Source organism: Streptomyces sp. NPDC088124 (assembly GCF_040685895.1).
GTDB lineage: Bacteria > Actinomycetota > Actinomycetes > Streptomycetales > Streptomycetaceae > Streptomyces.
Genome location: NZ_JBFBJB010000005.1, coordinates 226167 through 247099 on the forward strand (window position 1 = coordinate 226167; position 20933 = coordinate 247099).

General features: G+C 71.5%; 17 protein-coding genes. 4 read left to right on the forward strand and 13 right to left on the reverse strand.

Annotation, left to right across the window (positions count from 1 at the left end; all coding sequences use genetic code 11):
- Positions 1-19 precede the first annotated feature (19 nt).
- Positions 20-580, reverse strand: a complete 561-nt coding sequence (locus AB0P17_RS06240; RefSeq protein WP_365808038.1) for an alkyl hydroperoxide reductase — start codon at positions 578-580, stop codon at positions 20-22.
- Positions 581-586: 6 nt separating this feature from the next.
- Entirely contained in the window at positions 587-1141 is a 555-nt protein-coding gene (locus AB0P17_RS06245; RefSeq protein ID WP_365808040.1) for a peroxiredoxin, read from the reverse strand.
- Positions 1142-1275: 134 nt separating this feature from the next.
- Between AB0P17_RS06245 and AB0P17_RS06250 the strand changes: the two genes are divergently transcribed.
- The gene (locus AB0P17_RS06250) at positions 1276-2316 is read left to right on the forward strand and encodes a LysR substrate-binding domain-containing protein (protein ID WP_365808042.1); all 1041 of its coding nucleotides are present in this window, start codon (positions 1276-1278) and stop codon (positions 2314-2316) included.
- On the opposite strand, the gene AB0P17_RS06255 is transcribed toward AB0P17_RS06250, so the two are convergent.
- From AB0P17_RS06255 to AB0P17_RS06275, 5 genes are all read right to left on the reverse strand, one after another.
- Entirely contained in the window at positions 2285-4738 is a 2454-nt protein-coding gene (locus AB0P17_RS06255; protein WP_365808044.1) for an FtsX-like permease family protein, read from the reverse strand. The genes AB0P17_RS06250 and AB0P17_RS06255 overlap by 32 nt on opposite strands.
- A complete protein-coding gene (locus AB0P17_RS06260; protein WP_365808045.1) occupies positions 4735-5460 on the reverse strand; it encodes an ABC transporter ATP-binding protein in 726 nt (241 codons plus the stop codon). Before AB0P17_RS06260 ends, AB0P17_RS06255 begins: the two co-directional genes overlap by 4 nt.
- Positions 5457-5981, reverse strand: a complete 525-nt coding sequence (locus tag AB0P17_RS06265) for a PadR family transcriptional regulator (protein WP_365808047.1) — start codon at positions 5979-5981, stop codon at positions 5457-5459. Before AB0P17_RS06265 ends, AB0P17_RS06260 begins: the two co-directional genes overlap by 4 nt.
- 128 nt (positions 5982-6109) lie before the next feature.
- Positions 6110-6415, reverse strand: coding sequence for a hypothetical protein (locus AB0P17_RS06270; RefSeq protein ID WP_365808049.1), 306 nt, complete (start codon positions 6413-6415; stop codon positions 6110-6112).
- Positions 6412-7380, reverse strand: coding sequence for an SPFH domain-containing protein (locus AB0P17_RS06275; RefSeq protein WP_365808051.1), 969 nt, complete (start codon positions 7378-7380; stop codon positions 6412-6414). Before AB0P17_RS06275 ends, AB0P17_RS06270 begins: the two co-directional genes overlap by 4 nt.
- Positions 7381-7639: 259 nt before the next feature.
- On the opposite strand from AB0P17_RS06275, the gene AB0P17_RS06280 reads away from it, so the two are divergent.
- Positions 7640-9883: a transglycosylase domain-containing protein gene (locus tag AB0P17_RS06280; protein ID WP_365808053.1), complete on the forward strand. Its 2244-nt coding sequence runs from the start codon at positions 7640-7642 to the stop codon at positions 9881-9883.
- A 93-nt stretch (positions 9884-9976) separates the two neighbouring features.
- Here AB0P17_RS06280 and AB0P17_RS06285 read toward each other — a convergent pair whose 3' ends face one another.
- From AB0P17_RS06285 to AB0P17_RS06305, 5 genes are all read right to left on the reverse strand, one after another.
- Positions 9977-11440 (reverse strand): catalase, encoded by a 1464-nt coding sequence (locus tag AB0P17_RS06285; RefSeq protein WP_365808055.1) that lies wholly within the window; start codon positions 11438-11440, stop codon positions 9977-9979.
- A gap of 402 nt (positions 11441-11842) precedes the next feature.
- The gene (locus tag AB0P17_RS06290; protein ID WP_365808056.1) at positions 11843-13717 is read right to left on the reverse strand and encodes an ATP-binding SpoIIE family protein phosphatase; all 1875 of its coding nucleotides are present in this window, start codon (positions 13715-13717) and stop codon (positions 11843-11845) included.
- A gap of 468 nt (positions 13718-14185) precedes the next feature.
- Entirely contained in the window at positions 14186-14851 is a 666-nt protein-coding gene (locus AB0P17_RS06295; protein ID WP_365808058.1) for a DUF402 domain-containing protein, read from the reverse strand.
- A 73-nt stretch (positions 14852-14924) separates the two neighbouring features.
- On the reverse strand, positions 14925-16322 hold the full coding sequence (locus AB0P17_RS06300; RefSeq protein ID WP_365808060.1) for a class II fumarate hydratase: 1398 nt from the start codon (positions 16320-16322) through the stop codon (positions 14925-14927).
- 117 nt (positions 16323-16439) lie between these two features.
- Positions 16440-18119, reverse strand: a complete 1680-nt coding sequence (locus AB0P17_RS06305; RefSeq protein ID WP_365808062.1) for a fumarate hydratase — start codon at positions 18117-18119, stop codon at positions 16440-16442.
- 247 nt (positions 18120-18366) lie between these two features.
- On the opposite strand from AB0P17_RS06305, the gene AB0P17_RS06310 reads away from it, so the two are divergent.
- Together AB0P17_RS06310 and AB0P17_RS06315 are read left to right on the forward strand one after the other, a co-directional pair.
- Complete coding sequence (locus AB0P17_RS06310; RefSeq protein WP_365808064.1) at positions 18367-19083, forward strand: DUF1707 domain-containing protein; 717 nt, start codon at positions 18367-18369, stop codon at positions 19081-19083.
- A 246-nt stretch (positions 19084-19329) separates the two neighbouring features.
- Positions 19330-19701, forward strand: coding sequence for a WhiB family transcriptional regulator (locus AB0P17_RS06315; protein WP_365808065.1), 372 nt, complete (start codon positions 19330-19332; stop codon positions 19699-19701).
- A gap of 122 nt (positions 19702-19823) precedes the next feature.
- On the opposite strand, the gene glpX is transcribed toward AB0P17_RS06315, so the two are convergent.
- Positions 19824-20855, reverse strand: coding sequence for a class II fructose-bisphosphatase (gene glpX, locus AB0P17_RS06320; protein ID WP_365808067.1), 1032 nt, complete (start codon positions 20853-20855; stop codon positions 19824-19826).
- Positions 20856-20933 lie beyond the last annotated feature (78 nt).

The window sequence follows — 20933 nt, forward strand, 5'->3', positions numbered from 1 at the left end:
TGTCCGGTCGGGGGACCGGTCACGCGGTGACGGTCTCCGCGGTGACGGGCTCCGCGAGGACGGCCTCGGCGTCGAGGGTCGTACCGACGGCCTGGATCACCGCGGCGATCTTGAAGGCCTCCTGGACCGTCTCACGGTCCATGCCCGCCGCGCGCAGCACCTGCTCGTGCGAGTCGAGGCACTGGCCGCAGCCGTTGATGGCGGAGACGGCGAGCGACCACAGCTCGAAGTCGTCCTTCTCCACGCCCGGCCTGCCGATCACGTTCATCCGCAGCCCGGCGCGGAGCGTCCCGTACTCCGGGTCCGACAGCAGGTGCCGGGTCCGGTAGAAGACGTTGTTCATCGCCATGATCGCGGCGGCCGACTTGGCGGCCGTGTACGCCTCGGCGCTCAGGTTCTCCCTGGCCTCCGGCTCCAGTTCGCGCAGCACCCGCGCGGAGCGCGAGGCGATCGCGCACGCCAGCACCGTGCCCCAGAGGCGCTGCGGGGACAGCTCGCTGTTGCCGATGACCGAACCGAGGTTCAGCTTCAGGTCCTTGGCGTAGTCCGGCAGCGCCGACTTCAGCTCATCGAGTGACATCGCGGCTCACTCGCCCGACAGGAGCTTGACGGGGTCGAGGGTGTTCTCGCCCTTGTTCCAGTTGCACGGGCACAGCTCGTCGGTCTGGAGCGCGTCCAGCACCCGCAGGACCTCCTTGGGGTTACGGCCCACGGAACCGGCGGTCACCATCGTGAACTGGATCTCGTTGTTCGGGTCGACGATGAAGACCGCGCGCTGCGCGAAGCCGTCCTCGCCCTCGATGCCCAGGGCGCGCATCAGCTCGTGCTTGGAGTCCGCGAGCATCGGGAAGGGCAGGTCGGTCAGGTCCGGGTGGTCCTTGCGCCAGGCGTGGTGCACGAACTCGGAGTCGCCGGAGAAGCCGAGGATCTGGGCGTCGCGGTCGGCGAACTCGTCGTTCAGCCGGCCGAAGGCCGCGATCTCCGTCGGGCACACGAAGGTGAAGTCCTTGGGCCACGCGAAGACGACGCGCCACTTGCCTTCGTACGTCTTGTTGTCGATCGTCGCGAACTCCTTGCCGCTCTCCAGCGAGACGCAGGCGGTCAGTTCGTACGAGGGGAACTTGTCACCAACAGTGAGCACGCGCTCTCCTTGCGAGGGAGGAAAGTACCTTTTGGGGCTTTCCAAGGGGGGTTGGGCGTTCACTGATGGTTGCACATACAGTATTGATCACAGAAATAGCCAGACTTGGTCGGCGTGATCGGAGGTACCTATCAGTGGCCGTCGTACCGGCTCCCCAGCGGGGCAGACAGCCCAGCCTGGCCCAGTTGCGCGCCTTCGCGGCCGTCGCCGAACACCTTCACTTCCGCGACGCCGCCGCCGCGATCGGCATGAGCCAGCCCGCGCTCTCCGGCGCCGTCTCGGCGCTGGAGGAGGTGCTCGGCGTCCAGCTCGTGGAGCGTACGACCCGTAAGGTGCTGCTCTCCCCGGCGGGTGAACGGCTCGCGGAACGCGCCGCGGCCGTGCTGCGGGCGGTGGGCGCGCTGCTGGACGAGGCGGCGGGCGCCCGGGCGCCCTTCACCGGGATACTACGGCTCGGGGTGATCCCCACCGTGGCGCCGTACCTGCTGCCCGCCGTGCTCCGGCTGGCACAGGAGCGCTACCCGGAGCTGGACCTCCAGGTGCACGAGGAGCAGACCGCGTCCCTGCTGGACGGGCTGGCCGCGGGCCGGCTGGACCTGCTGCTGCTCGCCGTGCCGCTCGGCCAGCCGACCGTCACCGAACTGCCCCTGTTCGACGAGGACTTCGTGCTCGTCACGCAGGACGGCCACCCGCTGGCGGGCCGCCGTGACCTGCCTCGCGACGCGCTGCGCGAGCTGCCGCTCCTGCTCCTGGACGAGGGCCACTGCCTGCGCGACCAGGCCCTCGACATCTGTCGGGAGGCGGGCCGCACCGACGGCATTCCCGCGACGACCACCGCGGCGGGCCTCTCCACCCTGGTCCAACTCGTCGCGGGCGGCCTGGGCGTGACCCTCCTGCCCCGTACGGCCGTCCGCGTCGAGACCGGCCGCGGCGGCCGGCTGGCCACGGCCCGCTTCGAGGCCCCGGCCCCGTCCCGCCGTATCGCCCTGGCCATGCGCACCGGCGCGGCCCGCGGTGAGGAGTTCGCGGCGTTCGCCCAGGCGCTGCGGGAGGCGCTGCGGGACCTTCCGGTACGGGTGGCGGCGCCCCGGTCCGCGCCCGTACCCGCGCACAGGCCCGTGCCCCGACCCGGGGCGGACGCCGTCACTCGTCGCGCGGGGCCTCCGGCCGGGTGAACCGCCACAGCGCCGGCAGGGTGGCCCCCGTCACGAGGAGGACGATTCCCGCGCCCGCCCCGGCGAAGGGCAGTGGAGTCCACCAGTCGGTGTACGGCTTGCCGAGCAGCTTCAGCATGAGGACGCCCAGGGCCAGCCCGCCCACTGCCGCAAGTACGGTGCCGATCGCCACCGGGACGGCCGCCTGCCAGAGCACCGACCGGGCGAGTGTGGACCGACGGGTGCCGAAGGCGGTCAGGACCGACAGCAGGTGTCTGCGCTCGCGCAGCTGCTCGATCTGGGCGACCAGCATGCTCAGGGCGATCACCGCCAGCGTGGCCGTACCGGCGACGAGCAGGCCCCTCCGGACGCTGTCGAACGCCTTCTCGCGCTCGACCACCCTGCCGCCCGACACCTGCAGCGACAGGTCCACCCGGGCGGCGGCGTCCCGGACCCGCTCCTCGGCGGCGGGGCTCCGGTCGGTCATCCGGAGGATCGCGATGGTCCACCCGTCGGTCAGCAGCTCCGGGCGGACCGCCGCCGGGGTGGCGAGGATGCCGGTGTCCGGGGCGCCGTGCGGGCCGGGCAGGGCCCTGACCGTACGGGCCGACGCGGGCAGGGTCCACAGCAGCGGCTTCGCCCCGTCATCCCCGGACAGGGCGGAGAGGTCGACCGGCCTGCCGGGGCGGGCCGTCTCGTCGGTCCAGTCGTTCTGCTCCTCGTTCCCCGGGATGTGCGCGACGAAGGTGTCCCCGTCGCGGCAGGACGGCAGCGCCGCGAGCCCGCGCAGGGCGGCGCAGGAGGCGACCGTCAGGCTGGTGGTCGGCTGGATCGCGCCCTCCGCCACGGGTCCCGGCCTGACCGCGTACGTCTCGGTGGTGGCGAGGACCGTCCCGACCCCGGGCAGGGCCCCGAGGCGGTCGGTCAGCCGGGCGGCCAGCGCCGGATCGCCGTACGGCGCCTCGACCCGCAGACGCGGACCGGCCGCGTCCTCGCGGGCGGTGCGGAACTCCTGCTGGACGCCCGCGAACAGCATCTGCAGGGCGATGGCGCCCGCGACCGCGACGGTGATCCCGCTCACCGCGCGCGTCGCCGCGCCGCCGCTGAACTGGAGCGCGCGCACGGCGAGCTGCCAGGACACGGGGCCGCCGCGCAGCCGGGCCACCGCGGCCTCCACCAGCCAGGGCAGCAGCGTGGTCAGTCCGACGAGCAGCAGGGCGGCCCCGGCCGCGACCGGATAGGGATCGACGTACGGGGCGTCGCCGGGCGGCCGCGCTCTCTCGCCGACGGCGCGGATCCCGAGCAGCAGGGCGAGACCGGCGGCGAGGCAGAGCAGCCGCCACCCGAACCGCCGCCCGCGGGGCGCGCCGTCCCGTACGACGCCCAGCGGCTCGATGGTGACCGCGCGCAGCGCGACGAGCGTCACGGCGACGGCCAGCGCCGGTACGGCCACCACGATCAGCGCGGCGACCGCCGGCACGGGCACGAGATCGGCGGGGAACGCGCTGAGGTTCCACACCTGGATCCCGCCCGCGATCGGTCGCAGCGCGAGGAAGAGCGCGCCGCCGGTCAGCAGCCCGAGAACCGCTCCGAACAGGGCCTCCCCGGCGGCGATCCACCGCGTCGTCCCGATGTCCGCGCCCACCAGCCGCAGCGCGGCGAGCCTGCGGTCCCGGCGCTCGCCGCCGAAGCGCACGGCGGTGGCGATGAAGACGGTCACCGGCACCAGCAGGACGACACAGACGAGGGTGACCAGCACCACCAGCGCCGGGTCCAGCGGCTCCGTGAAGGAGGGGTGGCCGTAACCGGCGGTCCGGTTGCCGCCCCTGGCCGGGGTGAGGGTGTCGCTGCCCGCGTAGAGGGCGAGTTCGGCCGGGTCGCTCAGGCCGCGGTCTCCGATGGTCCCGACGACCCGGTGGCCGAGCCGCTCCTTCAGCCGTGCCCCGCCGGGCGAGCCGAGGAGTTCCCGCAGGGCGGGGGAGACCACCATCTCGCCGGGGCCCGGCAGTTCGGCGACGCCGGGCGGTCTCGGCGGGTGGTCGCCGTCGGGGCGGAGCAGTGCGCCGCGGACGGTGTCGCCCTGGTACTCGGTGGAGATGTCGAGGTGGACGAGGGTCGTGTCCGAGCGCGGGACCGGGCCGGTGGCCAGGACGCCGGTGGCGGTGCGCGCCGCCTCGCGCTCCGCCCGCGCGCCGATCACCTGCGGTACGGACGCGGCGAAGAGGAGCAGGGTGACCCCGAGACCGACGCCGAGCGCGGTGAGGACCGTACGGGTCCACCCCTCGCGGCCGCCCGCCGTGGCGAACCGTACGCCCAGCGCGAGGTCGCGCGCCCGCCGGACGAGGCGGCCGGGCGGCCGCACGGGCACGGCGGGCGGGGCGTCCGCGGGCGGGGCGTCCGCGGGCGGGGCGTCCGGGGGTGCGGCGGGGGCGGGGTGCTTCACGGGGCCGGGACCAGGTCGTTCCCCACCGTCTGTGCGTCGTGTTCCGGGTCGCGTGCCCGGCCGTCGCGTACGACGACCTCGCGGTCCGAGTACGCCGCCACCCGCGGCTCGTGCGTGACCAGGACGACGGCCGCGCCGGTGGACCGCGCCGCCGCGCTCAGCAGCTCCATCACCCGCTCGCCGTTGAGGGAGTCCAGCGCGCCGGTCGGCTCGTCCGCGAAGACCACCCGGGGCGAGGTGACCAGGGAGCGGGCGACCGCGACGCGCTGGCCCTGCCCGCCGGAGACCTCGCCGGGCCGCTTCGCCGCCAGGTCCGCGACCTCCAGCCGCTCCAGCCACTCCAGCGCGGCGCGCTCCGCGGCCCTGCGCCGGGCACCGGCCAGCCGTAGCGGCAGCGCCACGTTCTCCACGCAGGTCAGCTCCGGCACGAGCCGGCCGAACTGGAACACGAAGCCGAACTCGGTACGGCGCAGGGCGGAGCGCTCGGCGTCCGGCAGCGCGGTCAGGTCCCGGCCCCGGTAGGTGAGCGTGCCCGCGTCGGGCCGGGCGATCCCGGCGAGGCAGTGCAGCAGGGTCGACTTGCCGGAGCCCGACGGGCCCAGGACGGCGACGACCTCACCGGCGCGCAGCGAGAACGCCGCGCCGTCGAGGGCGCGGGTGGCGCCGTACGCCTTGTGCAGGCCGCGGGCGAGGAGCAGGGGGCCCGCGGGGGCGGGCGTCACGGCCGGACCTCCGTGGCGAGCCGGTCCAGCCGCGCCGTGACCAGTTCGAGCCAGCGCAGATCGGCTTCGAGGTGGAAGAGCGCGTGGTCGCAGATGAGCTGGTCGGCGAAGTCGCCGTCGCGCTTGCGGGCGGTCAGGTCGCGCATCATCCGCAGGTGCTCGGCGCGCTGGGTGTCGAGCAGGCTCGCGGCGCTGCGTCCGGTGAGCAGCGCGATGACGACCTTCGTGTAGAGGGTCGACTGGAGGTACGGCTGCGGGCTCTCCGGCTGTGCGAGCCACGCCTCCACATCGGTGACGCCGGCGTCGGTGATCGCGTACCGCTTGCGCTCGGGACCGCCCCCGCTCTCGACGCCGTCGACGGCGACGAGCCCGTTCTTCAGCAGCCGGGACATGGTCGAGTAGACCTGTCCGTAGTGGAGGGGGCGGTCCTGGCCGAACTGGTCGTCGAAGGCGCGCTTCAGGTCGTAACCGTGGCGCGGGCCCGATTCCAGGAGCCCGAGGAGCGTGTGACCGATGGACATGGGCCGCACTCTACTCGCTGTGTATAGAGCGGTTCGCATGGTACGGCGAACCGTTCATGGCGCGGTACGGCACGCTCCTCGGGGCCTCGCCTCCGGGGCCGCTCCTCGCGGCCTCGGCCTCGGCGTCGCTACTCGGGGTCTCCCGGCTCCTGCCGCGCCTTGGGCGGCCGGCCCCGACGAGGGATGGGGGCCGCGTTGCCCGGGAGCCGGCCCGCGTCACCCAGGGCGCGGCGGAGCAGGAACTCGATCTGCGCGTTGGCGCTGCGCAGTTCGTCGGAGGCCCAGCGCGCGAGCGCGTCGTACACCGTCGGGTCCAGCCGGAGCAGCACCTGCTTCCGCTCCGCCCGGCCGCCACCCGGCCGCCGGCCCGGTGCCCGGCCGGGCGCGGGTTCGGGGGGACCGCCCTGGTCGGGTCCCTGCTCGGCCGTGGTCACTGGTAGAGCGTGCCCGTGTTCACGACCGGCTGCGCGGCGCGGTCCCCGCAGAGCACGACCAGGAGATTGCTCACCATCGCCGCCTTGCGCTCCGAGTCCAGCTCGACGATGTCCTGTTCGGTGAGCCGGTTCAGGGCCGCCTCGACCATGCCGACCGCCCCGTCCACGATCAGCCGCCGGGCCGCGACGACGGCGCCCGCCTGCTGGCGCTGGAGCATCGCCGAGGCGATCTCGGGCGCGTACGCGAGATGCGTGAAGCGGGACTCGATGATCTGGACGCCGGCCGCCTCCACCCGGGCGTGCAGTTCGACGGCGAGCTTCTCGGTGATCTCCTCGGCGTTGCCGCGCAGCGAGAGCCCGGCCTCCTCGTGGGCGTCGTACGGGTACTCGATGGCGATGTGGCGTACGGCCGCCTCGGTCTGGGTGGAGACGAACTCCAGGAAGTTGTCGACCTCGAAGGTGGCCCGCGCGGTGTCCTCGACCTTCCAGACCACGACCGCCGCCAGCTCGATCGGGTTGCCGTACGCGTCGTTGACCTTGAGGACGGCCGTCTCGTGGTTCCGTACCCGCGTCGAGATCTGGGTGCGCGAGGTCAGCGGGTTCACCCAGCGCAGTCCGTCCGTACGGATCGTGCCGCGGTAGCGCCCGAAGAGCTGGACGACCCGGGCCTCGCCCGGCGCGACCATGTTCAGCCCGCTCATCGCGAAGAACGCGGCGATCGCGACCAGCACGCCGAGGATGATCAGCAGCGCCTTCGCCCCGCCGGAGTCGACCGTGGCGCCCGCGACGACGAGGGCCGCGCCGGCGACGACGCCGAGCAGTCCGAGGAGGAGCGCGAGCCCGCCGCCGATGCTGTGCGCCGCGAACTCCCGTACCTGTGGCTCGGGAATCTCCGGTGCGCCGTCGACGGCGGCCGCGGTGTCCCGCGCGCCGGTTGTGCCGGTACTTGTGCTGGTGGAGGCCATATTCGTTCCCCGTTTCCGATCCGTCCCGCCAAGGGGCGGTGGCTAGCAATGTGATTACACATTATCGGATGCGGCAACCCTTTGGCACTCCTGGGAGTCGGTTCCATTGAGGTAGGTGCTGATTGTCACGCCCCAAAAGACCGGATCGGTTGGCCTTTGTCACAGGTGCCGGTGTTAGCTTTCTGAGCTGATTCGGGCGGGGGAGCGCCGCGAACGGATCCGGACGGGTGACCTGACACGAGAGCGGAGCGACACGGCGATGGGCCGAGCGGACGAGAGACGAGCCCGGCAGCGGGACGCGCGCCGGACGGGCCGGACGGACCGGAAGGGCGGCATACGCCGGCTCTTCACAGTGAAGAAGCTCCTCGGCACCTTCTTCGTCCTCTGCCTGCTCGGCATGGGCGGACTGTTCGTGCTCTATCTGGTGGTCCCGGTGCCGAACGCCAACGCGCAGGCCGAGATGCAGAGCAACGTCTACAAGTACAGCGACGGCACGATCCTCGCCCGTACGGGGCAGGTCAACCGCGAGATCGTCGGCCTGGACAAGATCCCCAAGCAGGTCCAGCACACCTTCGTCGCCGCCGAGAACAAGTCCTTCTACCGGGACAACGGCATCGACCTGAAGGGCACGGCGCGCGGCGTCGTCAACACGCTCCGCGGCAAGGGCAAGCAGGGCGGCTCGACCATCACCCAGCAGTACGTCAAGAACTACTACCTCAACCAGGACCAGACGATCACCCGCAAGCTCAAGGAGCTGGTGATCTCCCTGAAGGTGGACCGGCAGAAGGATAAGGACGAGATCCTCGCCGGCTACATCAACACCAGCTACTACGGGCGCGACGCGTACGGCATCCAGGCCGCGGCCCAGGCGTACTACGGCATCGACGCGTCGAAGCTGAACGTGGCGCAGGGCGCGTACCTCGCCGCGCTGCTCCAGGCCCCCAGCCAGTACAACTGGTCCGAGGCCACCGAGAAGGGCAAGCGGCTCGTCACCCAGCGGTGGAACTACGTACTCGACAACATGGTCGAGCAGCGCTGGCTGGACGCCTCCGAGCGCGCCGGGCTGAAGTTCCCCGTACCGCGGGAGCCCAAGGCGGCCCCGGGCATGGAGGGCCAGACGGGGTATCTCGTCGAGGCGGCGCAGGACGAACTGGCGCGCCAGGGCGTCGACAAGGCGGAGATCGCCCAGGGCGGCTGGACGATCACCCTCAACATCGACAGGAAGCGGCAGCAGTCCCTGGTCAAGGCGGTCGACCGGGAGCTGGAGTCCAAGATCGACCGCAAGAAGAACACGACGGACGCGACGGTCCAGGCCGGCGCGACCTCCGTCGATCCGAAGACCGGGCACGTGGTGGCGCTCTACGGCGGCGTGGGCGCCACCGAGCACTGGATATCCAACGCCACCCGCTCGGACTACCAGCCGGCCTCGACGTTCAAGCCGGTCGTGTTCGCCTCCGCGCTGGAGAACGGCTCGGAGACCCAGGACGGCCGGAAGATCGACACGGCCACCCGGTACGACGGCACCAGCAAACGGCCGGTCGTGGGCAGCGACACCCCGTTCGCCCCGGAGAACGAGGACGACCGGAGCTACGGGAACATCAGCGTCCAGAAGGCGATGGACCAGTCCGTCAACTCGGTCTTCGCGCAGATGGTCGTGGACGTCGGGCCCGCCGCCGTCAAGCAGACCGCGCTGTCGATGGGCATGCGGGACAAGGGCTTCCCGGAACGGCCCGCCATCACCCTCGGCACGATGAACGCCTCCACCTGGGACATGGCCGGGGTGTACGCGACGCTCGACAACCACGGCAAGAAGATCACGCCGTCGATCGTGAAGTCCGCCGAGCACAAGGACCGTACGGCCGAGATCGCCGACCCGGTCGGCACCCAGGTCGTCGCCCGCGAGACGGCCGACACCGTCACCCATGTCCTCCAGGACGTGGTCGACAACGGTTCGGGCCGCGCGGCCGACACCACGGACTACGACGCGGCGGGCAAGACCGGCACCTCCGAGAACAACAAGTCCGCGTGGTTCGCCGGATACACGCCCCAGCTCACCACGGTCGTGGCGCTCTTCGGGGAGTCCACCAAGGACGGCGGCGGCCAGGTCAGCCTCACCGGCACGGCCAACTCGGGCCGGGCCAACGGCGGCGGCTTCCCCGCCAGGATCTGGGCGGACTACACGCGCGGCGCGCTGAACGGCGGCTCCGACGCGCGGTTCGACCTGGACGTCACGGAGCCCGTCAAGCCGACGCCGACGGTGGAGCCGACCACCCCGACGCCGACGCCCACACCGAGCACGGAGCCCTCGAAGTCGGAGACCACCTCGCCGGAGCCCGAGCCGTCCGACACGACGAGCGAGCCGGGGACCCCGGACCCGCCCACCACCTCACCGAGCTTCCCGGAGCCCAGCGACGACGTGACCCCCACCGACGGCGGCGATCCGAGCGGTGGCTTCCCGGGTGACGGTCCGACCACGTCGAGACGGCCGCTGCTGGGGCAGTAGCGGCGACGCGGCAGTAGCGGCGGCACGGCCGAGCACGGGCGGGGGGCGGACACCTGGAGGTGTCCGCCCCCCCGCCCGCACTCCCGCGTACGCTCAGCCGCCGTTCACCTTCTTGGCGATCCGGTCGCCGATCTTCTTGTCGATGTTCCGCCAGTACTGCAGCGCCCGCTCCACCACCGGCCGCGACACCCCCTGCGCGAGATGTCCGCTGACGTTCCCCACCAGCCGGTCGCGCTGCGCGTCGTCGAACACCTGGCGCACCATCGTGCCGGGCTGGCCCCAGTCGTCGTCCTCGGCGTGGAGCTTGTACGCCTCGCGCACCATCTCGCCCGCCGAGGCCCACCCGGCGGGGTCTCCGAACCGTGTCACGTCGGCCGCCGGGCCGCCGTACGAGTTCGGCGCGTACGGCATGGCCGCACGGGACGGCTCGTACCGCATCGGACCGTCCTTGGCGTACGAGTGCACCGGCACGTGCGCCCGGTTGGGCGGCAGCTGGCTGTAGTTGGGGCCGATCCGGTAGCGGTGCGTGTCCGGGTACGAGAAGAGCCGCCCGAGGAGCATCTTGTCCGGGGACGGGCCGATGCCGGGCACCAGGTTCGACGGCTCGAACGCGGCCTGCTCGATGTGGACGAAGAAGTTGTCCGGGTTCCGGTCGAGGGTCATCCGGCCGACGTCGATCAGCGGGTAGTCGCCGTGCGGCCACACCTTCGTCAGGTCGAACGGGTTGAAGCGGTAGTCGGCCGCGTCCTCGAACGGCATGATCTGGACCTTGAGGCTCCAGGTCGGCGCGTTCCCCGACTCGATCGACTCGTGCAGGTCCCTGCGGTGGTGGTCGCCGTCCGAGCCGGCCATCGCGTCCGCCTCGGCCTGCGGGAGGTAGTCGATGCCCTGGTCGGTCTTGAAGTGGTACTTCACCCAGAACCGCTCGCCCGCCCCGTTCACCCACATATAGGTGTGCGAGCTGTAGCCGTTCATGTGCCGGAACGACTTCGGGATGCCCCGGTCGCCCATCAGCCAGGTCACCTGGTGCGCGGACTCGGGGGAGAGGGTCCAGAAGTCCCACTGCATGTCGTTGCTGCGCAGCCCGGTCGCCGGGTGGCGTTTCTGCGAGCGGATGAAGTCCTGGAACTTGATCGGGTCGCGTACGAAGAAGACCGGCGTGTTGTTGCCGACCATGTCGTAATTGCCGTGCTCCGTATAGAACTTCAGTGCGAAACCGCGCGGGTCGCGCCAGGTGTCGGGCGACCCCAGCTCACCGGCGACGGTGGAGAAGCGGGCCAGCATCTCCGTACGCCGGCCGGGCTGGAAGAGGTCGGCCTTGGTGAACTGGCTGACATCGTTCGTCACTTCGAAGAAGCCGTACGCGCCGGCGCCCTTGGCGTGCACCACCCGCTCGGGGACCCGTTCGCGGTTGAACTGGGCCATCTTCTCGATGAGGTAGTGGTCCTGGAGCAGGATGGGACCGTCTGGACTGATGGTGAGCGAGTGCTCGTCGCTCTCCACCGGGATGCCGGCGTTGTTGGTCGTGTACGGCGTCTTGGGGGATGAGGCGGCCACGAGATGTCCTCCCGTCGGGGGTCGGGGAGCCGAGGCCCGGGGGAGTCCGGAGAGACCCCGCGTGTTCCCGGGCCGGGGCAGCGGTCAACCGGACGAGTAAGTCCGAAGTCCCGTCTGCGGGGAGGTGCCAGGTGCGCACATCCGCGGCGTTGTCGTCAGTCATCCCCAAGGTCTCGGCTTCGCTCGACCAGGGGAGACCCCATCCGCTCCTGCGTCGCTTCCTTCCTCCGCCTTGCGGCTGCACGCACCTGACACCTCCCCGCCCGCCCCGAGGGGGCGGACGACGCTACTTCGGACTTACTCGTCCACGGGCCGCGTGCCCCAGCTAAACCCGCCGACACATGGTCGGCAACATTTGCGCGGCCGGACCGCCGCCCGCCCCGGCGCGGCCCGGCCCGTGCCTCACGCCCTCGTGGGGATCTCGAACCAGACGACCTTGCCGGTCGAGAGCCGGGTGGCTCCCCACCGCCGGGCCAGCCGGTTGACCAGGAAGAGTCCCCGGCCGCCCTCGTCCGTGTCCCGCGCGCGCCGCTGCCGCGGAAGCTGCGGCGAATCGTCGCCCACCTCGCAGCGCAGTACGTCCGTACGGAGCAGCCGCAGCGTCACCGGCCGCTCCGCGTACCGCACCGCGTTCGTCACGACCTCGCTGATCAGCAGTTCGACCGCGTCGCTCAGGTCCTCCAGGTCCCAGCGGGAGAGCGCCCGCCGGGCCAGCCGCCTGGCCCGCCCCGGAGCGGCATCCTCCGGTTCCAGGAACCAGTACGCCACGTCGCTCGGCGCGATCCCGTCGAAGCGGGCGGCGAGCAGCGCGATGTCGTCGTCGCGGTCACCCGGGCCGAGGACGTCGAGGACGTCGTCGCAGAGCGCCTCCAGCGGCGGCGAGTGATCGGGCCCGGTGAGCTGCGCGGTGGCCGCCAGCCGCTCCCTGAGCTGCTCGATGCCCGTCCACACGTCCCGCAGCCGCGACTCGACCAGACCGTCCGTGTAGAGCAGCAGCGTCGCCCCGGCCGGCGCGTCCAGCTCCACGGCCTCGAAGTCCACACCGCCGACCCCGATCGGCGCCCCGGGCGGCACCCGGAGCACCTCGGCCCGGCCGCCGAGGTGGAGGAGTATGGGCGGCGGATGACCGGCGTTGGCGATCGTGATGCGGTGCGCGACCGGGTCGTACACCGCGTAGAGGCAGGTGGCCATCCGGTCCGTGCCGAGCCGCTGCGCCTGCTCGTCGAGGTGGTGCAGCACCTCCTGCGGCGGCAGATCGAGACCGGCCAGGGTCTGCGCCGTCGTCCGCAGCTGGCCCATGATCGCCGCGGAGGTCATGGAGTGGCCCATGACATCGCCCACGACCAGGGCGACCCGGCTGCCGGGCAGCGGGATCGCGTCGTACCAGTCGCCGCCGACGCGGGCGGTCTCGGCGGCCGGCAGATAGCGCGAGGCGAGCCGTACGCCCGTGGGCTGGGGCAGGTTCTCCGGCAGCATCGTGCGCTGGAGCTCGTCCGCGATGTACGCCTCGCGGCCGTACAGCACCGCCTTGTCGATGCCCAGCGCGGTGTGGGTGGCGAGCTGCGCCGCGACCAGCAGATCGTTCGGCTCGAAGGCCGCGCGGTCGGGGCGGCGCAGGAAGACGGCCGCGCCGATGACCCGCCGCCGGCCGCGCAGCGGCGCGAGGATCGCGCGGTGCCCGGTCGGTACGGTGCGGTCGGCGCCCAGCAGTTCGGGCAGCGCGGCCCGGGCCGCCGCCGAGTCGCCGAAGACCGGCCGCACCCCGCGCAGCACCTCGGAGAGCGCGCCGCCGGAGAAGACCTCGCACAGCTCGGCGGCGGGCATCGCGTCGGAGTGCGGGTCGAGGAGCGGCAGCCGCGCGCCCTCGACGAGCTGCGGCACCGGCCCGACACCCACCGGGTTCTCCGGATCCTCGTCGGTCAGCCGCAGCCGGTCCGTCCGGCGCAGCCGCAGCACGAACGGCGACACGGGACGCTCGTCGCCGACGGGCAGCGGATCGCGCAGGTAGACGAGTATGGCGTCCGAGAACGTGGGTACGGTCGCCCGGCACAGGCCCAGCACGATCTCGTCCAGGTCTATGCCGCGGGCGATCCGCCGGGTGGCGGCCCCCACGAAGCGCAGCCGGTCGCCCTCGCGCCTGGCCGTACCGGCGGGATCCGGCGCCGGCCCCGCGGGCTGTGGCACGGCGGTGGCGGACTCCTGCCGCGGGCGTGTGCGTTCCTGCTGCCGGGCAACCAGGGGCTGCCGGCCTTCGTGGGAGGGGGGATGCTCCGTCACGCGTGGGATTCCGTCCGTCCGGGCCGGGGGTGCGGTGCGCTCTCTTCGACTGGCTCACAGCCCTGGCGCACGGCTCCACTCCCCTCGTAGCGAGTCACTGTCGTTGTGACGTGCGGTCGTAGCGGTCAACAGTGTTGCGTGTGTTACGTGTCGCGTGGTGACTGGTGGTCAGGCCGGTTGCCGGTCAACCCCGTTGACCTGAGCGGTCGGCTGCGACCGGTTGTGTTGTTCTTCCGGAGGACGATCCTACGTTTGCACCCTGGGGGCACATCAAGGATCTCATGAGGATGTATGCGCCGGGGCGGATACCCCGACCCGAATCCTTCACCCCCTCGCTCACCCCACCAGCCATCTCACCAGTCACCTCGCCCGTCGTCCCATCCGTCACCCCGTCCGTTCCGGGGGCGCCGTCCTGGTGAAATGTTCGAAGGGGGCGGAGCGCCACCTCCGCGGACCACGTCCCCACGCTCAGGTGGCGAGCCGGGCCGGGGTGCGGTCCCAGCCCTCCGGGAGCGTGGGCACCGGCCAGCGGGGATCGGGGCGCCAGTCCTCCCAGCCGTCGCGGAACGGGGCGCCCCACGCTTCGATGAGTTCGACCGCCGCGCGCCCGGCCGCCTCGACCCGGCGGGCCTGCGCCGGCTCCATCAGGCCGTCGCGCTGGGCCTGGGCGAACTCGTCCTCGTCGCGCCACCGCCAGCTCCGGTCCGGGTAGACGTCGATGTCGAGGAAATGGTCCTCGGAGTCGACGCCCCCGGCCCAACGGGCGCGGGGCTCCTCCAGGTTCACGTACCAGTTCTGGAAGCGCCAGCCGCGCTCCCACCACAGCCAGACCGACCACGGTTCGCCGGGCCGCGCGAGCTTCAGCACCCCCATCCCGTACCACCGGTCGCGCACCACCGTCCGCGGCACGGTGTAACGGGTCGCCAGCGGCTCGCGGTGCACCGGGGCGCCGTCGGCGCGGGCCGGCCGGACACACGGGGTGTCCGGCGCCAGCCACACCGCGAGCAGTTCGTCGGTGTCCCGCACCACCGTGACGGGGCGGCAGATGTGGACGCGGTCCCCGGCGTTCTCCCGGTACCGCCACAGGATCTGGGTGCCTGCCGCCCAGTGTTCGTTCGCCGCCGTCTCCTTCATGCGGGGATCTTAGGCCGTGTACGCCATCGGCGCCGGGGCGCTGCCGACGGTACCGCGTGGAGACCGCACGGATTTACGGGTGCGTCATGCGCAGGACATCCAGCGCCTCGTCGAGCTGTGCCGGCGTCAGCTCCCCGCGCTCGACGTACCCGAGCGCCAGGACCGTCTCGCGGATCGTCGCGTGGTCGGCCAGGGACTTCTTGGCGACCTTCGCGGCGGCCTCGTACCCGAGGTACTTGTTCAGCGGGGTGACGACGGACGGCGAGGACTCGGCGTACGCGCGGGCCCGCTCGGCGTCGGCGGTGATCCCGTCGACCGTACGGTCCGCCAGCAGCCGCGAGACGTTCGTCAGCAGCCGTACGGACTCCAGGAGGTTCTTCGCGATCACCGGGAGCATCACGTTCAGCTCGAAGTTCCCGGCGGCGCCGGCCGCGGCGATCGTCGCGTCCGCGCCGGTGACCTGCGCGGCGACCATCAGGACGGCCTCCGGGATCACCGGGTTGACCTTGCCGGGCATGATCGAGGAGCCGGGCTGGAGGTCGGGCAGGGCGATCTCGGCGAGGCCGGTGCGGGGGCCCGACGCCATCCAGCGCAGATCGTTGGAGATCTTGGTCAGCGACACGGCGAGCGTACGGAGCTGGCCGGACGTCTCCACGAGCCCGTCCCGGGCGCCCTGCGCCTCGAAGTGGTTGCGGGCCTCCGTCAGCGGCAGCCCGGTCGCGCGCGCGACCTCGGCGATCACCGCGGCGGAGAAGCCCGGCGGGGTGTTGATCCCGGTGCCCACCGCCGTACCGCCCAGCGGCAGTTCGGCCAGGCGTGGCAGCGAGGCGTTCAGCCGTTCCACCGCGTACCGGATCTGCGCCGCGTAACCGCCGAACTCCTGGCCGAGGGTGACGGGCGTGGCGTCCATGAGGTGCGTACGGCCCGCCTTCACGACGTCCGCGAACTCCGCCGCCTTGCGCTCCAGGGACGCGGCGAGATGCTCCAGCGCCGGGATCAGGCCGCCGGTGACGGCTGCGGTCGCGGCGATGTGGATGCTGGACGGGAAGACGTCGTTGGAGCTCTGCGAGGCGTTGACGTGGTCGTTGGGGTGGACGTCCCGGCCCAGCCGCTCGGTGGCGAGCGTGGCCAGCACCTCATTCGCGTTCATGTTCGAGGAGGTACCGGAGCCCGTCTGGAAGACGTCGACCGGGAACTGGTCGTCCCAGCGGCCCTCCACGACCTCGGCGGCGGCCTCCTGGATGGCGTCCGCGACGTCCTGGCCGATCACCCCGAGCCCGGCGTTCACCTTGGCCGCGGCGGCCTTGATCCGGGCCAGCGCCTCGATGTGGGTACGTTCCAGGCGCTGCCCCGAGATGGGGAAGTTCTCCACCGCGCGCTGGGTCTGCGCCCGCCACTTGGCGTGTGCGGGGACCCGCACCTCGCCCATCGAGTCGTGCTCGGTCCGGTAGGGGTTCTCGTCGGTCGTCATCGTCGTCGTACCTCCTGTGAGGGTGAGCGTCCGGCCGGTCCGATGTGTTCCCGCACAGCGCCGTGCCCTCCCGGAGTCCTGCTCCGGGAGGGCACGGCGGACGGTGGCGCGGCGGACTCAGCCGAGACCGGGCCCGCGGACCGGGATGCTGGTGAAGGTGGGCGCGGGGGCGGGCTCCGTGAAGAAGTCGTTGCCCTTGTCGTCCACGACGACGAACGCCGGGAAGTCCTCCACCTCGATCCGCCAGACGGCCTCCATGCCCAGCTCCTCGTACTCGACGACCTCGACCTTCTTGATGCAGTCCTGGGCGAGCCGGGCCGCCGGGCCGCCGATCGAGCCGAGGTAGAAGCCGCCGTGCGCGTCGCAGGCGTCGGTGACCTGTTTCGAGCGGTTGCCCTTGGCGAGCATGACCTTCGAGCCGCCCGCCGCCTGGAACTGCGCGACGTAGCTGTCCATCCGGCCGGCCGTCGTCGGGCCGAAGGAGCCGGAGGCGTACCCCTCGGGGGTCTTCGCCGGGCCCGCGTAGTAGACCGGATGGTCCTTCAGGTACTGGGGCATCTCCTCGCCCGCGTCCAGCCGCTCCTTGATCTTGGCGTGCGCGATGTCGCGGGCGACCACCAGCGGGCCGGTGAGCGAGAGCCGGGTCTTGACCGGGTACTTCGTCAGCTCGGCGAGGATCTCGTCCATCGGGCGGCGCAGGTCGATCCGTACGACGTCGCCGCCCGCGTTCTCCCCCTCGCCCAGGTGCTCGTCCGTGGTGTCCGGCAGGAAGCGGGCCGGGTCCTTCTCCAGCTCCTCCAGGAAGACACCCTCGGCGGTGATCTTCGCGACGGCCTGGCGGTCGGCCGAGCAGGAGACGGCGATCGCGACCGGCAGCGAGGCGCCGTGCCGCGGCAGCCGCACCACCCGCACGTCGTGGCAGAAGTACTTGCCGCCGAACTGCGCGCCGATCCCGATCCGCTGCGTCAGCTCGAAGACCTTCTCCTCCAGCTCCTTGTCACGGAAGCCGTGGCCCGTGGGGGACCCCTCGGCGGGCAGCTCGTCCAGGTAGTGCGCGGAGGCGTACTTCGCGGTCTTGAGGGCGAACTCCGCCGACGTACCGCCGACGACGATCGCGAGGTGGTACGGCGGGCACGCGGCCGTACCCAGCGAACGGATCTTCTCCTCCAGGAACTTCATCATGGAGGTCTCGTTCAGCACCGCCTTCGTCTCCTGGTACAGGAACGACTTGTTCGCGGAGCCGCCGCCCTTCGCCATGAAAAGGAACTTGTACGCGCCGCCGTCGGTCGCGTACAGCTCGATCTGCGCGGGCAGGTTCGAGCCGGTGTTCTTCTCCTCCCACATGGTGAGCGGGGCCATCTGCGAATAGCGGAGATTCAGCTTCGTGTACGCGTCGTAGATTCCGTGCGAAAGGGCTTCCTCGTCACCGCCCTCGGTCAGCACCTGCTGCCCGCGCTTGCCCATCACGATCGCCGTGCCGGTGTCCTGGCACATGGGGAGAACGCCCGCCGCCGCGATATTCGCGTTCTTCAGGAGATCGAGCGCCACGAACTTGTCGTTCGAGGACGCCTCGGGGTCGTCCACGATCCGGCGGAGCTGCGCGAGATGGGCCGGGCGCAGGTAGTGCGAGATGTCGTGCATCGCCTCGGCGGCGAGCGTGCGCAGCGCCTCGGGGGCGACCTTGAGGAACGTACGCCCGTCGGCCTCGAAGGTGGAGACTCCTTCGGCGGTCACCAGGCGGTAGGGCGTGGTGTCCTCCCCCAGCGGAAGCAGATCGGAGTACGCAAATTCCGGCATTACGGCCATTCCTCACTCGACAGACGGCGGCGCGGCCCCCATTGGCTGCGGCATCCTCCAGCGTAGGCCGCGCCGCCGGGACCGGACCTGTGAGGTAGGGCTCAGTAGGGCGTCGGCGGGGATGTCCCGGGGGGATGCCCCCGGGGGATGTTCCCGGGGGGTGTTCCGGGGATTCCCTTCAGGATGTCCGGCGTGGCATCGCGTCGGCCACTAGTCGCGATCTATCGCGTTTCGCTACCCTGGGGACGTGGACCTCGAAAAGCAGCCTCAGCAGCCTCAGCAGTCGGCCGAGCGGAAGCCCGTCGCATCGGCGGAGCCCGCGCCCGCCGGCCTCCGTGCCTCCGACGCCGACCGGGACAGGACCGCTGACATCCTCAGGGAGGCGCTCGCGGAGGGCCGCCTGGACGCCGAGGAGCACGCCGAACGGATCGACGCCGTCTACCGGGCGAAGACCGTCGGCGAACTGGAGCCTCTGGTACGGGACTTGCCCGCCCCCGGCGCCGATGCCCGCATCACGGGGCAGTCGCGCGGCGCGGCGGGCGGATATCCGTACGGTCCTGTGGATCCGACGGCTCCGGCCGAGAACATGATCGCGGTCTTCAGCAGTTCGACGCGGAAGGGGCGTTGGCGTATTGGCGCCAAGGTCAACGCGTTCGCGCTCTTCGGCAATGTCGAGATCGACCTGACGGAGGCACTCTTCGGCCAGCGGGTCACCGTGATCAACGCGACCTCCATTTTCGGCAATGTGGAGATCACGGTCCCGGAGAACATCACGCTGCGCGGCAACGGCCACGGTGTCCTCGGCAATTTCGAGATCCGTACGCTGGAAGCCTCCGACCAGGACGCGCCGACGGTCGTGGTGAACGGCTACTCGGTGTTCGGCAATGTCGAGGCCAAGCCGAAGCGCGGCAAGTGGATCGCGAACCTCGTCAACGACGTCCTCCGCAAGCACCTCGGCCACTAGGACCTGATCCGCACGGCGGGCCCCGGTGATCTCGCGCACTTCGCGCACTTCGCGCACTTCGCGTACCTTCCACACCTCGTGCGCTGATTTCCGGCCACATACGGGCCGGTTGGGCCGAGGTGTCCGGAATTCCGCACGGCGTTCCGAACTCCGGAACTGGGTGCCACTCAGTGCATAGGCGCGCGTACAGCGGGTAGGGAAAGCTGCATCGTCTCTCGCTCGCGAAGCCGTCGTCAGGAGTAGACCGTGCTGCAACTGCCGCATCAGCCCCTCCAGGTGGCCGCCCTTCCGACCCAGCGGAGTCCCGCTCGGGAGGACCAGGCCGGACCCTGGCATTCGGAGGCTGTATGCCGTCGGGACGAAGCCGGATTGTTCTTCGCCCCCTCCAAGGAGCCGACAGCCGCCAGGCTGGCGCGGGAGGAGGCCGCGAAGCGGGTCTGTGCCCGGTGTCCGGTGATGCTCGAATGCCAGGAGCACGCGCTGCTCCAGCCCGAGCCCTACGGAGTGTGGGGCGGACTGACGGCGGCCGAGCGCCGGGTGGTGCTGGCGCGCCGCAGGCGGCGCGAGGTGGAGTTGAGGAAGGCGGCGGCGGGCGACCGTATCGCGGCGGCGGGCTGACCCGACGCTCGACGGGGACGTGAACGGAGGGAGGGGGCGCCCCACCGCACGGGGCGCCCCCTCCGCCGGGTTCCGGCCCGCACGCGCCGGGCCCTCGGCCGGGGTTTCCCGACCGGGCGGGACTACTTGGCGCGGTCGAAGTCGATCGTGCTGTAGGCGCGCAGCTTCGACAGCCGGTGGGTCGAGTCGATCTGCCGGATCGTTCCCGACTTGGAGCGCATCACCAGGGACTGGGTGGTCGCGGTCTCCGAGCGGTAGCGCACGCCCCGGAGCAACTCACCGTCGGTGATGCCGGTGGCCACGAAGAACACGTTCTCGCCGCTGACCAGGTCGTTGGTGGAGAGCACCCGGTCCAGGTCGTGCCCCGCGTCGACGGCGCGCTGCCGCTCCTGGTCGTCCTTCGGCCAGAGCTTGCCCTGGATGACGCCGCCGAGGCACTTTATGGCGCACGCGGAGATGATGCCCTCGGGGGTGCCGCCGACGCCCATGAGCAGATCGACGCCGGTGCCCTCGCGGGCGGCCATGATCGAGCCGGCCACGTCGCCGTCCGAGATGAACTTGATCCGGGCGCCGGTCTCCCGGATCTCCTTGACGATGCCCTCGTGGCGGGGGCGGTCGAGGATGACGACCGTCACATCCTCGGGCGAGGAGCGCTTCGCCTTGGCGACCCGGCGGATGTTGACCGCCACGGGCGCGTCGATGTCGACGAAGTCGGCGGCCTCGGGCCCCGTGACCAGCTTGTCCATGTAGAAGACCGCGGACGGGTCGAACATCGTGCCCCGGTCGGCGGCGGCGAGCACGGCGATGGCGTTCGGCATCCCCTTGGCGTTCAGGGTGGTGCCGTCGATCGGGTCCACGGCGATGTCGACCTCGGCGCCGGTGCCGTCGCCGATCTCCTCGCCGTTGAACAGCATCGGGGCTTCGTCCTTCTCGCCCTCGCCGATGACGACGACACCGTTCATCGAGACGGTGGAGACGAGGGTGCGCATGGCGTTCACCGCCGCGCCGTCCGCGCCGTTCTTGTCGCCGCGCCCGACCCACCGGCCGGCCGCCATGGCGGCGGCCTCGGTGACCCGTACCAGCTCCAGGGCGAGGTTGCGGTCGGGGGCCTCGGGAGACACCTCAAGGGGGGACGGAAGTTGATGTTCGGTCAACGGAACGCACCTTTCTGTACGGCGACGACCGGAAAAGAGGGTGATACGACTCTATCCGTACAACGCCATATTGAGCAG

What these genes read in the sequence shown, in the direction of transcription:
- AB0P17_RS06240 (WP_365808038.1), bottom strand. Translation starts at nt 580, where the DNA reads ATGTCACTCGATGAGCTGAAGTCGGCGCTGCCGGACTACGCCAAGGAC.
- AB0P17_RS06265 (WP_365808047.1), bottom strand. Translation starts at nt 5,981, where the DNA reads ATGTCCATCGGTCACACGCTCCTCGGGCTCCTGGAATCGGGCCCGCGC.
- AB0P17_RS06275 (WP_365808051.1), bottom strand. Translation starts at nt 7,380, where the DNA reads ATGGCCTCCACCAGCACAAGTACCGGCACAACCGGCGCGCGGGACACC.
- AB0P17_RS06280 (WP_365808053.1), top strand. Translation starts at nt 7,640, where the DNA reads ATGGGCCGAGCGGACGAGAGACGAGCCCGGCAGCGGGACGCGCGCCGG.
- AB0P17_RS06295 (WP_365808058.1), bottom strand. Translation starts at nt 14,851, where the DNA reads ATGAAGGAGACGGCGGCGAACGAACACTGGGCGGCAGGCACCCAGATC.
- AB0P17_RS06300 (WP_365808060.1), bottom strand. Translation starts at nt 16,322, where the DNA reads ATGACGACCGACGAGAACCCCTACCGGACCGAGCACGACTCGATGGGC.
- AB0P17_RS06305 (WP_365808062.1), bottom strand. Translation starts at nt 18,119, where the DNA reads ATGCCGGAATTTGCGTACTCCGATCTGCTTCCGCTGGGGGAGGACACC.